Source organism: Paenibacillus sp. NPDC056933 (assembly GCF_042674385.1).
GTDB lineage: Bacteria > Bacillota > Bacilli > Paenibacillales > Paenibacillaceae > Paenibacillus.
In genome coordinates, this window is record NZ_JBHUQN010000007.1 from 19626 (window position 1) to 33915 (window position 14290).

General features: G+C 47.6%; 12 protein-coding genes. All 12 read left to right on the plus strand.

Annotated features, from left to right (window positions below; all coding sequences use genetic code 11):
* Positions 1-8 precede the first annotated feature (8 nt).
* The 12 genes from ACFTRD_RS29410 to whiA all read left to right on the plus strand — a co-directional run bounded on the left by ACFTRD_RS29410 (position 9) and on the right by whiA (position 14052).
* Positions 9-1598, plus strand: coding sequence for an extracellular solute-binding protein (locus tag ACFTRD_RS29410; protein ID WP_379386176.1), 1590 nt, complete (start codon positions 9-11; stop codon positions 1596-1598).
* 133 nt (positions 1599-1731) lie between these two features.
* On the plus strand, positions 1732-2631 hold the full coding sequence (locus ACFTRD_RS29415; protein WP_062326681.1) for an ABC transporter permease: 900 nt from the start codon (positions 1732-1734) through the stop codon (positions 2629-2631).
* 70 nt (positions 2632-2701) lie between these two features.
* The gene (locus ACFTRD_RS29420) at positions 2702-3574 is read left to right on the plus strand and encodes a carbohydrate ABC transporter permease (RefSeq protein ID WP_379386178.1); all 873 of its coding nucleotides are present in this window, start codon (positions 2702-2704) and stop codon (positions 3572-3574) included.
* A 57-nt stretch (positions 3575-3631) separates the two neighbouring features.
* On the plus strand, positions 3632-3805 hold the full coding sequence (locus tag ACFTRD_RS29425) for a hypothetical protein (RefSeq protein WP_379386180.1): 174 nt from the start codon (positions 3632-3634) through the stop codon (positions 3803-3805).
* Positions 3777-5528 carry a hypothetical protein gene (locus tag ACFTRD_RS29430; RefSeq protein ID WP_379386181.1) on the plus strand — a complete coding sequence of 584 codons (1752 nt, stop codon included), beginning with the start codon at positions 3777-3779 and terminating at the stop codon, positions 5526-5528. Before ACFTRD_RS29425 ends, ACFTRD_RS29430 begins: the two co-directional genes overlap by 29 nt.
* Positions 5529-5719: 191 nt before the next feature.
* Positions 5720-7453, plus strand: a complete 1734-nt coding sequence (locus ACFTRD_RS29435) for a tetratricopeptide repeat protein (RefSeq protein ID WP_379386183.1) — start codon at positions 5720-5722, stop codon at positions 7451-7453.
* 180 nt (positions 7454-7633) lie between these two features.
* Positions 7634-8593 (plus strand): thioredoxin-disulfide reductase, encoded by a 960-nt coding sequence (gene trxB / locus ACFTRD_RS29440; RefSeq protein ID WP_379386185.1) that lies wholly within the window; start codon positions 7634-7636, stop codon positions 8591-8593.
* Between the two features lie 160 nt (positions 8594-8753).
* Positions 8754-9785, plus strand: a complete 1032-nt coding sequence (locus ACFTRD_RS29445) for an AI-2E family transporter (RefSeq protein WP_192272389.1) — start codon at positions 8754-8756, stop codon at positions 9783-9785.
* 419 nt (positions 9786-10204) lie between these two features.
* The gene (locus ACFTRD_RS29450; protein ID WP_192272391.1) at positions 10205-11155 is read left to right on the plus strand and encodes an ROK family glucokinase; all 951 of its coding nucleotides are present in this window, start codon (positions 10205-10207) and stop codon (positions 11153-11155) included.
* 52 nt (positions 11156-11207) lie between these two features.
* Positions 11208-12107: an RNase adapter RapZ gene (gene rapZ, locus ACFTRD_RS29455; RefSeq protein WP_053782949.1), complete on the plus strand. Its 900-nt coding sequence runs from the start codon at positions 11208-11210 to the stop codon at positions 12105-12107.
* 13 nt (positions 12108-12120) lie between these two features.
* Entirely contained in the window at positions 12121-13107 is a 987-nt protein-coding gene (locus ACFTRD_RS29460) for a gluconeogenesis factor YvcK family protein (RefSeq protein WP_192272393.1), read from the plus strand.
* A gap of 6 nt (positions 13108-13113) precedes the next feature.
* The gene (gene whiA, locus ACFTRD_RS29465; RefSeq protein ID WP_379386188.1) at positions 13114-14052 is read left to right on the plus strand and encodes a DNA-binding protein WhiA; all 939 of its coding nucleotides are present in this window, start codon (positions 13114-13116) and stop codon (positions 14050-14052) included.
* The last annotated feature ends 238 nt before the right edge of the window (positions 14053-14290 follow it).

The window sequence follows — 14290 nt, forward strand, 5'->3', positions numbered from 1 at the left end:
ATGACAAAATGACAAGAAAAGCAACTAAAGGGAGTCTCAAGAAATGGATGGGATTGGCGCTTACGATGGTAATGGGAGTGTCTTTGCTTGCGGGATGCTCGTCTGGATCGAATCAAGAATCAGCAGAAGGCGGTGCATCAGGTAAGGGTGAGCGCGTTACCTTAAAGGTGGAGATTTTTGATCGTGGTAACAGCCCCTCGCCGTACACAATTACGAACAACTATCTATCTAAAATGATTCAGGAGAAGTTCGGCGATCCCAACAACATTGATGTACAGTTCGTACCCGTTCAGCGTTCCGAGGAAGTTACCAAGCTGAATGTCTTGATGGCTAGCAACACAGATGTCCCTGATATTGTCTTTGTTTATGACTCCAGCGTGTTTTATCGCTATGCCCAACAGGGCGGATTGACAGATGTCGGTGAACTGATCGATCAGTATGGACCGAATCTGAAGAAGTTCCTGGGTGAAGATACATTAAAGTTTGGGCAAGTGGAAGGGCAACAGTTCGCCGTTCCGGGTAAACGTGCCATTACAGGTCGATACAGCTCCTATATTCGTCAGGACTGGCTCGATAAACTGGGAATGCCCGTGCCGAAGACAACCGATGAATTGTATACAACGTTAAAAGCGTTTAAAGAGAAAGATCCTGGCCAGCTCGGCAGCAAGAACATCCCAATGGGCATGGCACTGGCTCCGGCTCAGTATGAAACACTGATATACTCATTCATCAAACCTGTCAGTGGAGATCTTACTTATGGTCAACGGTATGAATTGCCGCTTCATGAGGGATTCAAGGATTCAATGAAATTCCTGAACAAGCTCTACAATGAAGGGCTGATCAGTAAAGACTTCAGCTTGGATGAGGATAAAACGCAGTTAGGCAAAGATATACAGAATGGCAATGTGGGTTACTGGTCTGAAGATGTCGATGCCATGTTCTATGGTGACGGTACGATGGATAATTTGCACAAAAATGTGAAAGACAGCAAAGTACAGCCGGTTGATGTGTACACTAATCCGAATGCGGACAACAAACACATCAAGTCCCGCTATGGAACAAACGGGATGTACATTATGATTCCGAAGAGCAGCAAACGTTCTGTGGAAGCGATTAAATATTTGGACTGGATGGCCTCTGACAATAATCTGATTGATATCTACAGTGGTGTGGAAGGCGAGAACTATGATCTGGTAGATGGTATTCCGGTCGTGAAGGAAGATGCATCCCAGGAAGCGAAGGATCGTCTGTTCAATGCAGGGGATACAGCTATTATCTCCAATGGTAAAAATATTGGTGATCAGGCAACGAACGAAAAAGCATGGATTCTGGGTTTCCCGCAGAATAATCAGGAGATGCTGAAACAGTCCATTGATATTGCCAACACCGACACGGTAGGACCAATTATTTTTGATAAACCGATTGGGGCGGAGATGAAATACAGCACTGCACTCAAAGACAAGCTGGATGTCATCATAGTAAAAACAGCGATGGCAAAGCCTGAAGAATTCGATGCAGTATATGAACGTGAGATGAGTGATTTCATGTCGCTGGGCGGCGCAGAGCTGAAGAAAGAACTTGAAGAAGCTGTTAAATAGCTCTCTGTGAAATACACCACTTTATTATTCATGATGTCGAGACAGATACCCATACGACTGCTTAACTTTGAAAGGAACGTGTGCCGCCTTCTTGGCGGCACAGCCGTTTCTTTGTTGATAGGAGGAAACCGACTTGACCATCACATACTTGAAAAGGTATTGGCAGTTGTACGCGCTGATTTCCCTGCCCCTTATCTACTTTTTGATCTTTCGCTACGGCCCGATGTATGGTGTGCAGATCGCTTTTAAAGACTTTAACCTGTTTCAGGGCATCAGCGGTAGTGAGTGGATCGGCTTCGATGCCTTTCGCGAGGTATTTGGGATGCGGGACTTCTACACCACATTACGCAATACCTTTATGCTGAATTTTCTTGATCTGATCGTTTCATTCCCTGCTCCAATCATATTGGCAATTATGCTCTATGAAGTTCGATTTAAATGGTTTAAAAAAATATCGCAGACGATTCTGTACATTCCTCACTTTATCTCCTGGGTTATTATCGGAGGGATTGTATACCAATTGTTCGGCAATCAATCCGGTATGGTTAATGGCGTACTGGAGAGCATGGGCTTAAATTCGATACCATTTTTGACAGAGAAGAATCCTTGGCTTGTGACGTATCTGTTCACAGGTGTCTGGCAGAGTGCAGGATGGGGAACCATTTTATATCTGGCCGCATTAACCGGCGTGAACAAGGAATTGTTTGAAGCGGCCGAGATTGATGGAGCAACGCGGCTGAAGAGAATCTGGCATATTACGCTGCCAAGTATCAAACCAACCATTGTAACCCTGCTTATTCTTAATCTCGGACATATGGTCAGCATTGGTTTTGATCGTCCTTATATTATCGGTAACACGGCCGTTCGTGAATATTCGGATGTACTTAGTACCTTTGTATACAGAGTCGGTCTGGAATCGGGACAGTACACGCTCGCAACGGTAGTCGGATTGTTCCAGGCAGTTGTGGGACTGATCTTCGTCCTTGGCTCCAACTATATTTCGAAAAAGGCAACCGGGGAAGGCATTTTGTAGATCATCAAAGAATGAAAGATACGCCAATCGGCTTGTTTGTATAGACCATCAGTAAAGGAGCTGTGCGCATATGAGTGAACGCACCTCAAACCGGATTTTTGATATCGTTAATATCTCCTTTATTACCTTGTTTGTTATATTCTGTTTGGCTCCGTTTCTGCACACGATTGCAATATCGTTCAGTTCTAACCGGGCAATTACGTCAGGTGAAGTGACCATTTTTCCCAAAGAATTCAATTGGAATGCCTATACTCAGGTATTTTCTGATCAGTCAATGATCTATTCATTGGGTTATACGACGATTCTTACGGTTGCCACTACAGTGCTATGCATGATGTTCACACTCGCTGCCGCTTATCCGTTAACCAAGAAAAAATTGAAAGGGCGCAAGCTCTTCATGTATGTGATCATCATTACGATGTTTTTCAGTGGCGGGATCATTCCGGAGTACTTGCTCATCCGTGACCTGAATTTGCTTAATTCAGTTTGGGCGTTGATTCTGCCGGGGCTGGTCAGTCCGTTTAACCTGATTATCCTGATTTCCTTCTTCAGAGGCATTCCGGAAAGCTTGGAGGAGTCTGCAGAGATTGATGGCAGCTCGCATGTACACACACTCTTTAAAATCATCCTGCCATTATCCATGCCGGTGCTGGCTACCTTGGCCCTTTTCTATGCGGTTGGACGCTGGAATGGCTTCCAGGATTCCCTGATGTACATTAATGATCCGAAGCTGTATCCGCTTCAGCTGAAGCTCTTCCAAATGGTACAAAACAACATGGTCAGCGAGCTTACGCAGATGGAGGGCGCCAACCGCACAGCTTTGACTCCGGAAAGTCTCAAGGCTGCCACGGTTATCTTCGCTACCGTACCGATTCTGCTTGTCTATCCGTGGCTGCAAAAATATTTTGTTAGCGGTGCCATGCTTGGGGCAGTCAAGGGTTAGGGCAGGAGGTAAACAATACTGCATGTGATTTATGATGGGCGGAGGACCAACCATGTAATGGGGACTTCCCTGAAACTTGTTATTACTGTTGGAAAGAAGAACTCCAATGTACGGCGGTATCTGCCCGCATTCGACCGTTATTGGATCGATTTCACCAGATATTCCGACATCGGCAAATGCATTCGTTTGGAGGGGACTATATATGTACAGGCAGCTGGTGGACAGCAATGACAAAGCAGTGCAAAGGGGAATATCCCGACAGGAACTTGACCCGGAAAGCCGTTATTATGGAGGAACGATTGATCCTTCCACTGGTATTGCCTGGGTCAACCACACGACTGGAACACCTACGGATATGTGTTATTGGGGAGCGGCACTTGCCAATCCCGATTCCATCTATTACCGGGATGAGGAACTGCTAAATCGCCTGCTGCTGGCTTCGGAGTATGTGCTTCACAATCAGCATACAGACGGTTCCATCTCTCCCGGCTGGACCAATTATCATTCTCCGCCGGACACCGCATTTGTCGTCGTGGGATATGCCCAGCTGTACCAGCTGCTTCAGCAGCAGGATTGGGAGCCGATGCAACCTGTGCTGAACAACATTCGCCTGTTTCTGGAGCGAACGATTCCGGTCATGTTGACCGGGGGCTGTCATACGCCGAATCATCGGTGGGTGTTATGCGCGGCGCTCGGTTTCCTGCATCAGTTGTTTGACTTGGAGGAAGCCGTGCAGCGTGCAGAGCAATGGCTGGCTGAAGGCATGGATATTACGCCGGACGGGGAATGGACTGAACGGAGCAACGGAATTTACAGCGCGGTTAGCGATATCATGTTGATCCATGCGGCCCGCTTGCTGAATCGTCCAGAGTTGTTGGAACCGGTGAGACTTAACCTTCGCATGATGGTGTATCTGGTACATCCGACTGGCGAGATCGTCACGGATTATTCGGGTCGGCAGGATCTGGGGAGTGTTCATGACCTGTCACCGTACTATCTGCCGTATGCCATTCTGGCCAGACTGGATGGAGATTCGGTCTTTGCTGGTATGGCCGATTGGGCCGGAGAATCGTTAAAAGATCCCGGTGTATGCTCCGTCAATGCGCTCGTCAGGCTTCTGCTGGAGCCTGAGCTTCAGCAGGCACGCAAGGTTCGTAATGAGCTGCCTGACCATTATGAGATTATACTGAATGGGCAATTTATGCGAGAGGGCTATTTAGAGCAGATGGAGTCTGCAGGACATCATGGGCAGATCTCACATAGCCGTATGCATACGGATTTTGGTGCACCTGTAGCGCGAATACGATCTGGTCTTACGAGTGTAACCGTAATGACGGAAGTCCCTTCGTTCTTTGCCCTGCGACATGGTGACGTGCGTCTGCTTGCTGTGCAGCTCGCCTCCTATTTTAATCCGGGTTATGTGCCGATGCAGCAGATGACTCGATTATCTTCCGGATACCTCCTAACAGGTGAACAAAAGAAGGGTTATTATAGTCCGATCCCTGCGGATCAATTGCCAGATACGGCGAAAACAGCTACCAGTCCCTGGTATCTGTTGCCCCACCAAAGCCGGACGGTCACGCATGAGCAGACGTTCCGCGTACAGACCGAAGTATTGCAATCGGAGAATGGATGGACGCTGGATCTATCGGGAGCTGAACCGGAGCAGATCATGATGCAGTTGTCCTTTGTATTTGGTGCCGAGGGCGAATTATCCCATGGGGAGTTGCTAGAGACGGATGAAGGTCATTATCTCTGGAAGGGCGGAGCGTTGCGTTATACCTGTGGAGAAGACTGGATTGAACTGAACGGTGGCGAGCTGGGACATTTGGCTGCAACCGTGCGTGAGGCGAAACTGCCTGACAAATGCAAGGTTGTGCTGGTCAACTTCTTGACCCCGTTCCATAAGACTATTCATATTTCACTTTCGCCATCCCTGGCGTTGAAACGCTGATTTCAATCTTTCTTTAGAAGAAAGAGCTGGTGAAGCAGCAAGATGACATTTCATTCGAAGTGAATGATGGAATGTCATCTTTTTTGCGCATTTTTGGCATAAACGACATGAAACTACATATTGAGAAGTGGGCCTTAAGATGTGGTATACTGGAGAGTATGAATGAATTCAAAGAGGAGGTGCCTTGGAAGATGAAGGGCAAGCTAGTGCGGGCTGAGGGACACCTTGCCAACGTAATACCGATTCACTTGGATGCTTCTTTCTTTTTTGAGAGAGCTGTCCGCTCGCTGGACCGTAATCACGTCGACAAGGCATTAAAATATTTTCGTAAAGCTGTTGAATATGAACCGGAAAATCCGGTGAATCATTGTAATATGGCGGGTATATTATCAGAGAAGGGGGATTACGAAGCTTCAAATGCCGTTCTTGCACATGTGCTGGATGAGGTAGATCCGTCCATGACGGAATGTTATTTCTACATGGCAAACAATTATGCCAATATGGATCGGTTCGAGGAAGCCGAGCAAGCGCTCGTAACGTATTTGGAGGAGGATACCCAGGGTCAGTTCATGACGGAAGCCGAAGAGATGATGGAGCTCCTGTATTACGAGCTGGATCGGCCAGCCAAGCTGAACCGGATCAAATCACGTAAAGGTGTAGTAGAGCACGATCAGGCGCGGGAATTGCTGGAACAAGGGAAGTTTGCACAGGCTGCTGAGTTGTTGGAAGACATGTCGCCGGATTATCCCGATTATTTGGCTGCTCGCAACAATCTGGCCCTTGCCTATTATTATATGGGACTGTTTCCCAAAGCGAAAGAGACGATTGCCGAAGTACTGGAACAGGAACCTGGCAATTTGCATGCGCTGTGTAATCTGGCGATCTTTCACCAGAACGAGAATCGGGCTGATCAAGTGCTGCTTCTGATCAAAAAATTGCGTGTCATCGTACCTTTCCAGCACGAACAGGTCTACAAACTGGCTACGACGATGGGTATCCTGGGTCAACATGATACGGCTTATATACATTTTCGGCGCTTATTGAAAGAGGAAGAAACCGCTGCGGATCCGGCGCTCGCGCATTATGCAGCAGTGGCCGCTTATAATACGGAACGTTACGATGCTGCTGAACGTCTGTGGCGTCATGTGGGCAAGCTGGACCCAGGTTCCGAGGTTTCTCGGTACTATCTATCGGGTCTTGAGGCTGTACGACAGGGAGAGAAAGATCCCGAGAAGCTAAGTTACCACTATCATCTGCCATTTGACGAGCAATTCAGACAGTGGGAGAACTATGGTAACGGCATACCTGAAGAGATGAAAAACGATCCTCTGATCCGTTCTTCCTTCTTCTGGGCGCTTCGACATGGTGATCGGGCGACTAAACTTCAGGTCATTCAAGCTCTTGGCATGATTGGGGATTATGAGGTGCAGCAGGCGCTGCAATCCTTTATCCAGGAGCCCGGTGAAGATGAAGAACTGGTGAATGTCGCGCGTGCTGTATTAAACGATCTGCATTCAGAAGGTTCTACACAGGATGACTCTCCTGCTCTTCAGCCCCTGACTACTCTGAGCAAACGATCCATTCAGAAGAGCGCGTCATCGGCGGAGCGTACGGAGATGAAACCTTCTACGCATTGGCAGGCGGTGGTGGACCGGGCGTTACAGATGTCTGAAGCCAAGGCCGAATTGCAGCAGGAGATGGAGCGCCTGTGGACGGACTATGTATCTCGTGTACATCCTGAAGTGCCAGGCACCAAACAAATTGAGGGTTTGGCAGCAGGTTTGGAGTATTTGGCTGCCAAAATCCAAAGTCGTCCGGTCACCTATCAAAGTATAGCCGACAGGTACGGCATATCCGCTGCAACGGTGAGCAAATATGCTCGTCTGATCAACCGAGTATGCAACAGCACTCCACCAATCCAGTAGATTGTACATGCTCTGGCTATCTTCTGAATGGACTTCATTGCATGAAGGATACATTGGCCAGGAAAACGGGTAAACTTAACGGATAGGTCTCGACAAACCTGTAGGGTAACATCATAGTAGCAAGTTAAAGTTAATCGCCATTCAACACACTCTCAACCTTATCAAGGAGGCTGTATCTATATGTCTAAATACAGAACGATTGTGATCGGAACAGGACCTGCGGGTCTGACAGCAGCGATATATCTGGCTCGTGCTAATCTAAACCCACTGGTTATCGAAGGTCTTCAGCCGGGTGGTCAATTGACGACGACAACGGAAGTTGAGAATTTCCCTGGTTTTCCACAGGGCATTATGGGTCCGGAACTGATGGACAATATGCGTAAGCAAGCGGAGCGGTTTGGAGCTGAATTCAAGAATGGTTGGGTGGAAGAAGTGGATTTCAGCAAACCGCCATTCAAGATTAAGGTCGGCGGAATCGGTGAGCTGGAAGCTGAATCGATTATCATCTCGACTGGGGCTTCAGCCCGTTATCTCGGGATTCCGGGAGAACAGGAGAACGTCGGTCGTGGGGTAAGCACATGTGCTACATGTGACGGATTCTTTTTCCGTGGTAAAAAGATCGTCGTGGTCGGCGGTGGAGACTCTGCGATGGAGGAAGCCAGCTTCCTGACCCGTTTTGCAACAGACGTTACTTTGGTTCACCGCCGGGAGGAATTGCGTGCATCGAAAATCATGCAGGATCGGGCTCGCAGCAATGAGAAGGTGAAGTGGGCGTTGAACCGCACACCGCTTGAAGTTGTGCCTGAAGCGCTGGGAGTCAAGGGACTGAAGGTACGAAACAATGAGACCGGACAGGAAGAACTGCTTGAAGCAGATGGTGTATTCGTAGCGATTGGCCATACACCCAATACGGGATTCCTGGGCAACCAAATTGCACTGGATGAACACGGCTATGTTGTCGTTAAACCAGGTACGACCGAGACCAACATTCCGGGTGTTTTCGCCTGCGGAGATGTACAGGATACGAAGTACCGTCAGGCCATTACGGCAGCAGGATCTGGGTGTATGGCTGCAATGGATTGCGAGAAATTCCTTGAGGGCAGCATTGTTCATGACTGGAGCGAAACACTGGATAAATAAGCATGAAGAGTGTATGATTTGGCATAAGTTAGGTAGAAGAGACAACGGGAAGTCTCATCATGTGAGAAGCCGGAAGGCTTCTCTTTTTTTGAAACCAAAATGGGCATGAGATCGTATACATATTGGGCATATTAGCTGTGAGGTGAAGACTTTGGGGGAAATGATAAAAGATTGGTTACAGAATGCAACAGTGCGACGATTTTTGATTCTGCTGTTGTTTTGTTTGGTGCTTTTCAGCATGGGGAGTATGCTGCACATGATTTTGCTGTTATTCCTGGTGACGTATGTCATGAACAGGCTACAGCATTTTATCACGGAGAAGTTGAATCGGTTATTTCCGGTTAACTATAAAGTCGTCGTCATATTGCTCTATCTTATCGTTATTGCAGCCATTGTGCTGGGGATCTCCAGGTATTCACCACGGATTGTGGATCAGGTCGTTCAGTTGACCAATGAAATAATGAAGTTTCTGGATACCGCAGATGGTGATAACTTTGCCTCCAAAATTGCGGGATATCTTCAATCGTTTGATATTAAAAACTATACCAATGACGCATTGAAATATATTTTTGCGTTAAGCAAATGGCTTGAGTTTATTCTGCTGGTCATCATCCTTAGTCTGTTCTTCTTGTTGCAGAAGAAGGAGATCTCCAAGTTTACATCCAAGTTCAAAACAAGCAAGATCGGCTGGTTCTATAATGAAGTGGCATACCTTGGGGATAAATTTGTATCTTCTTTTGGTAAAGTCATCGAGGCGCAATTGTTGATTGCGGTGTTTAATACAGCTTTGACGATTCTGGGACTATGGATACTCGGATTCCCGTATCTGTTCGCTCTGACCATTCTGGTATTCATGTTGAGTCTGGTACCCGTTGCGGGGGTGATTATCTCACTGATTCCGCTGTGTCTGATCGGCTATCAACTGGGTGGATTGCAGCTCAGTGTGATCGTGGTCATCATGATCATTATCATTCATGCGCTGGAGACGTATTTCCTGAATCCAAAACTGATGGCACACAAAACCAAATTGCCGATGTTCTACACGTTTATCGTACTGATTCTGTCTCAACATTTCCTGGGGATCTGGGGGCTCATCATCGGTATCCCGATCTTTGTTTTCCTGCTGGATATTCTGGACGTCAACAAGATGGAAAAAACGGAGGAACCCGTACGTGTGGAAACGAAACTGTGACCTGTAGCTGAATGTCTGCTGAATGATCGGTTCAAGGATATTGGTCCAAAAAAGTGTAAAACGCCTTCCGTTTGCGGGAAGGCGTTTTTCTGCGCCGTCTTAGCGAACTGCCTGAGACGCGACTGGTAAGTATTGTCATGAAATTCAGATGACAATGGTCATCTTTTACGCATGGAACGAGCGGATATGCAATATCATGAGTTGAGGCTTCCTCCTCTATGGAGGAAGGAATGAAGCCTGCGTTTTTAATAGAGACAAATGAGGTTGTATCCGTATTCAAAAATAGCCTGTGATGTTGTTCACAATAGCGGGGAAGCTAATCCCAGCAAAGGTCTTATCGTCTTGACCCAGGCGTATCCTTCAATTATAGTTGGTACGTAGGATTAAACTATTTTAGATAGATAAAGGTGGCTTGTAGCATGTCTGAGAAAATCTACGTTGGGGTCGATCTCGGCGGAACAGCAATCAAGGTCGGTATATGTGATGAACACGGTCAGCTTATGCATACGTATGAAGGACCGACAGAAGTGGATAAGGGCGTTGACACGGTCATTGCCAACATCGAGAAGTATGTCCGTCATATCGTTGCCGAATCGCCTTACAGCTGGGAGCAGCTTGAAGGTGTGGGCGCGGGCGTGGCTGGGTTCACCAATGTACGCGAGGGAATTATCGTTCTTGCCCCTAACATCGGATTTCGGAATGTAGCCATTCGTTCGATTTTGGAAGAACGTCTGGGCAAGCCGGTCAAAATAGATAACGATGCCAACGTGGCTGCGCTCGGTGAAGCCTGGGCAGGTGCCGGCAAGGGCGTGGACAATTGTGTATGCTATACGCTTGGTACAGGCGTTGGTGGTGGATTAATCTTGAACGGCAAGATCTACCAGGGTTATTCCGGTATGGCTGGTGAGCTCGGCCATGTCAGTGTTGTTCCTGATCTTGAAGCGATTCAGTGCGGATGCGGTAAAATGGGATGCGTGGAAACCGTATCTTCGGCAACCGGAATTATTCGTATGGCCAAAGACGCTGTAGAGCGTGGGGACCATACATCGTTGGCGCTCGTCGACAAGATTGCAGCCAAGGAAGTGTTTGATGCAGCCAAGGCAGGCGATGAAGTTGCGTTGCGTATTGTAAACCGTGCGGCATTCTATCTGGGCAAATCGATGGCGGCTGTAGCGGCTGTGATTAACCCGGAGATGTTCATTATCGGCGGTGGGGTATCCAAAGCGGGTAATATTTTGTTTGATGAAGTACGAACTGTTTTTGCAGCACTGACACCAGAGCCATTGCAACAAGGGGTTCAGATTCTTGAAGCAACACTTGGCAACAATGCAGGTATTGTTGGCGCAGCCGGTCTTCTCTTGCGTTCCTAGTAACCTCGTAGCAATATAAATCCGACAGCAATATGATAAGGAGGGGACATTTATGCTTGAAGGTGAAGTTTCACCGGGCACAGGCGCCACGCTCATTATCATTACGGGCATGTCCGGAGCAGGCAAGACGATTGCAGTACAAAGCCTGGAGGATCTTGGTTTCTTCTGTGTGGATAATCTTCCGCCGGTATTGATTCCGAAATTTGCGGAATTGATCGAACAATCGAACGGCAAAATTGGCAAAGTTGCACTTGTCATCGATCTGCGCGGGCGAGAGTTCTTTACGGCTTTGTCCGAGTCACTGAACTATATTAAAGATCATTTTACCATTCATTGCGAAATACTATTCCTGGATGCGACAGACTCTGTGCTTGTTCAACGCTATAAGGAGAGCAGGCGCAGACATCCATTAGCCCCTGAGGGCATGCCGCTGGATGGCATCAGGCTGGAACGCAAAATGCTGGAGGAGCTCAAAAATTCCGCAACTCAGGTTTTGAATACCAGTACAATGAAGCCTGCTCAACTGAAAGAGCGTATCATATCCCGTTTTTCCCATCTGGAAAGCCATATGCTGTCGGTAAATATTACTTCCTTTGGGTTCAAATACGGCATTCCGATCGATGCGGATCTGGTGTTCGATGTTCGTTTTTTGCCAAATCCGCATTATATTGAGCATTTACGTCCGAATACAGGACAGAATAGTGATGTATACGAATATGTTATGAAATGGCCGGAAACGCAAGCGTTTCTGACCAAGCTGCTGGATATGCTGCATTTTCTGATTCCGCAATACCGGAAGGAAGGCAAAAGCCAGGTTATTATTGGAATCGGCTGTACCGGAGGCAAGCATCGTTCGGTAGCAATATCGGAATATTTGGGCAAAATGTTGGGAAGCAGCGAGACTGAGGCTGTCACCGTGAGCCATCGCGACGCCGACCGGGACCGTCATTGAAGAGGGTGAAGGGATGAAAGAAGCCGGACCACGAAGAGAACGTCCGAGAATTGTAGTCATGGGCGGCGGAACCGGATTATCCGTGATGCTGCGCGGTTTGAAGGAAAAGCCGCTGGACATCACGGCTATCGTGACGGTTGCGGATGATGGAGGAAGTTCTGGCATCTTGCGTAATGAGCTGCAGATGCCGCCCCCGGGAGACATTCGTAACGTACTCACGGCGTTGGCTGATGTAGAACCGTTGTTGTCGGATATGCTGAAGTATCGCTTCAATACAGGCGCAGGGCTTGCAGGCCACAGCCTCGGTAACTTGATTTTGGCTGCAATGACGGATATATCAGGCGACTTCGTGACCGCTGTGCGGGAACTTAGCCGCGTGTTTGCCGTTCGGGGTGAGGTGCTGCCCGCAGCTGGGCAGGCCGTCGTTCTGCATGCAGAGATGGAGGATGGCTCGATTATTACGGGTGAGTCCAAGATCCCTGAAGCGGGCGGACGGATCAAACGCGTTTTCCTTGAACCGGATCACGTGGAGCCGTTGCCAGAGGCTGTTGAAGCCATTCGTCAGGCAGACGCCATTCTGATTGGACCAGGTAGTCTCTACACGAGCATTCTGCCCAATCTGCTTGTTCCTAAGCTGGCTGAGGCTGTCGTTGAGGCTGACGCAGTGAAGATGTTTATTTGCAATGTGATGACACAGCCGGGAGAGACGGATAATTACACGGTGAGTGACCACCTTAAGGCGGTACATGAGCATGTGGGGCATCAAATTTTCGACTATGTCATTGTAAATAATGGTGATATTCCGCTGCAGGTGCAGAATAAGTATGCGGAAAAAGGAGCTAAACCGGTTGTGCTGGATATGAATGTGCTGAAGAGTGCCGGCTATCAAGTCGTTGCGGATACGTTGGTCTTATTCCGAACCTATCTGCGTCATGATGCCGACAAGCTGAGCCATCACATCTATCAGCTTGTACAAAATTGGATGTTACGGAAGAGGTGAAGTCCCATGTCGTTTGCAGCACAGACCAAAAAAGAATTAACGATGATCGAAAGCGAACCGTGCTGCGAAAAGGCGGAACTTTCAGCCCTCATCCGTATGCTTGGTGCGGTGCAGTTATCGAATAAAAAAGTCATCTTGGATATTTCGACGGAGAATGCCGCCATCGCAAGACGGGCATACTCTCTGCTTAAAAAGCATTTTCAAGTGCATACGGAGTTGCTTGTCCGCAAAAAAATGCGGCTGAAAAAGAACAATGTTTATATTGTTCGGATTCCAACCATGGTACAGGAGATTCTTAAAGATCTGCACATTGTTTCTGAAGGATTTCTGTTTACTCCCGGGATCAGTGATGAGCTATTCAAAAAAAACTGTTGTAAACGCGCTTATCTTCGTGGAGCATTTATGGCAGGAGGCTCGGTCAACAATCCCGAAGGTTCGTCTTATCACCTGGAGATTGCATCCATGTATGAGGAGCACTGTCAGGCCCTGGTGGACCTGGCAAATGAATTTCATCTCAATGCCCGGTGTATAGAACGCAAAAAAGGATTCATCCTATACATTAAGGAAGGCGAGAAGATCATTGAGCTGCTCAGTATCATTGGTGCGCATCAGGCTCTTTTCAAGTTCGAGGATGTGCGCATCATGCGAGATATGCGTAATTCCGTTAACCGCATCGTCAATTGCGAGACGGCTAACTTGAACAAAACGATTGGAGCAGCAGTCAGACAGATTGATAATATCAGACTGTTGCAAAAGGAAGTTGGTCTGGAGTCGTTGCCTGAAAAGCTTCGTGAAGTGGCTGAAGTCAGACTCGCCCATCCGGATATCAATCTAAAGGAAGTAGGCGAGCTGCTTAAGGGTACAGTCAGCAAGTCGGGAGTAAATCACCGACTCCGCAAGATTGATGAGTTGGCTGAGAAGGTTCGTAACGAGAGATACGGTTAAATAAAGGGTGATGGCAACCTGCAATGCTCATTGTTTTGGTTTCTTGCCGAAAGGTCAGCTTAAAGCAAGTTTGCAAGGATTTACAGGAACCTACTCAGGAGTATGAAGATGATCTAAATAGACTGAAATGGGTCAAAATAATGGCATCTCAATCGCCTTGAGTTTTTCTTCTAGTGTCCTGCACGCGTTAATGGTATAATGTTGTATAAATATAATTGTGTATTTAATGTCCAGATTT

Excerpts from the sequence above, each read along its gene's own strand:
- ACFTRD_RS29410 (WP_379386176.1), top strand. The coding sequence starts at position 9 with ATGACAAGAAAAGCAACTAAAGGGAGTCTCAAGAAATGGATGGGATTG.
- ACFTRD_RS29420 (WP_379386178.1), top strand. The coding sequence starts at position 2,702 with ATGAGTGAACGCACCTCAAACCGGATTTTTGATATCGTTAATATCTCC.
- ACFTRD_RS29425 (WP_379386180.1), top strand. The coding sequence starts at position 3,632 with ATGGGGACTTCCCTGAAACTTGTTATTACTGTTGGAAAGAAGAACTCC.
- ACFTRD_RS29430 (WP_379386181.1), top strand. The coding sequence starts at position 3,777 with ATGTACAGGCAGCTGGTGGACAGCAATGACAAAGCAGTGCAAAGGGGA.
- ACFTRD_RS29435 (WP_379386183.1), top strand. The coding sequence starts at position 5,720 with ATGAAGGGCAAGCTAGTGCGGGCTGAGGGACACCTTGCCAACGTAATA.
- trxB (WP_379386185.1), top strand. The coding sequence starts at position 7,634 with ATGTCTAAATACAGAACGATTGTGATCGGAACAGGACCTGCGGGTCTG.
- ACFTRD_RS29445 (WP_192272389.1), top strand. The coding sequence starts at position 8,754 with ATGATAAAAGATTGGTTACAGAATGCAACAGTGCGACGATTTTTGATT.
- ACFTRD_RS29450 (WP_192272391.1), top strand. The coding sequence starts at position 10,205 with ATGTCTGAGAAAATCTACGTTGGGGTCGATCTCGGCGGAACAGCAATC.
- rapZ (WP_053782949.1), top strand. The coding sequence starts at position 11,208 with ATGCTTGAAGGTGAAGTTTCACCGGGCACAGGCGCCACGCTCATTATC.
- ACFTRD_RS29460 (WP_192272393.1), top strand. The coding sequence starts at position 12,121 with ATGAAAGAAGCCGGACCACGAAGAGAACGTCCGAGAATTGTAGTCATG.
- whiA (WP_379386188.1), top strand. The coding sequence starts at position 13,114 with ATGTCGTTTGCAGCACAGACCAAAAAAGAATTAACGATGATCGAAAGC.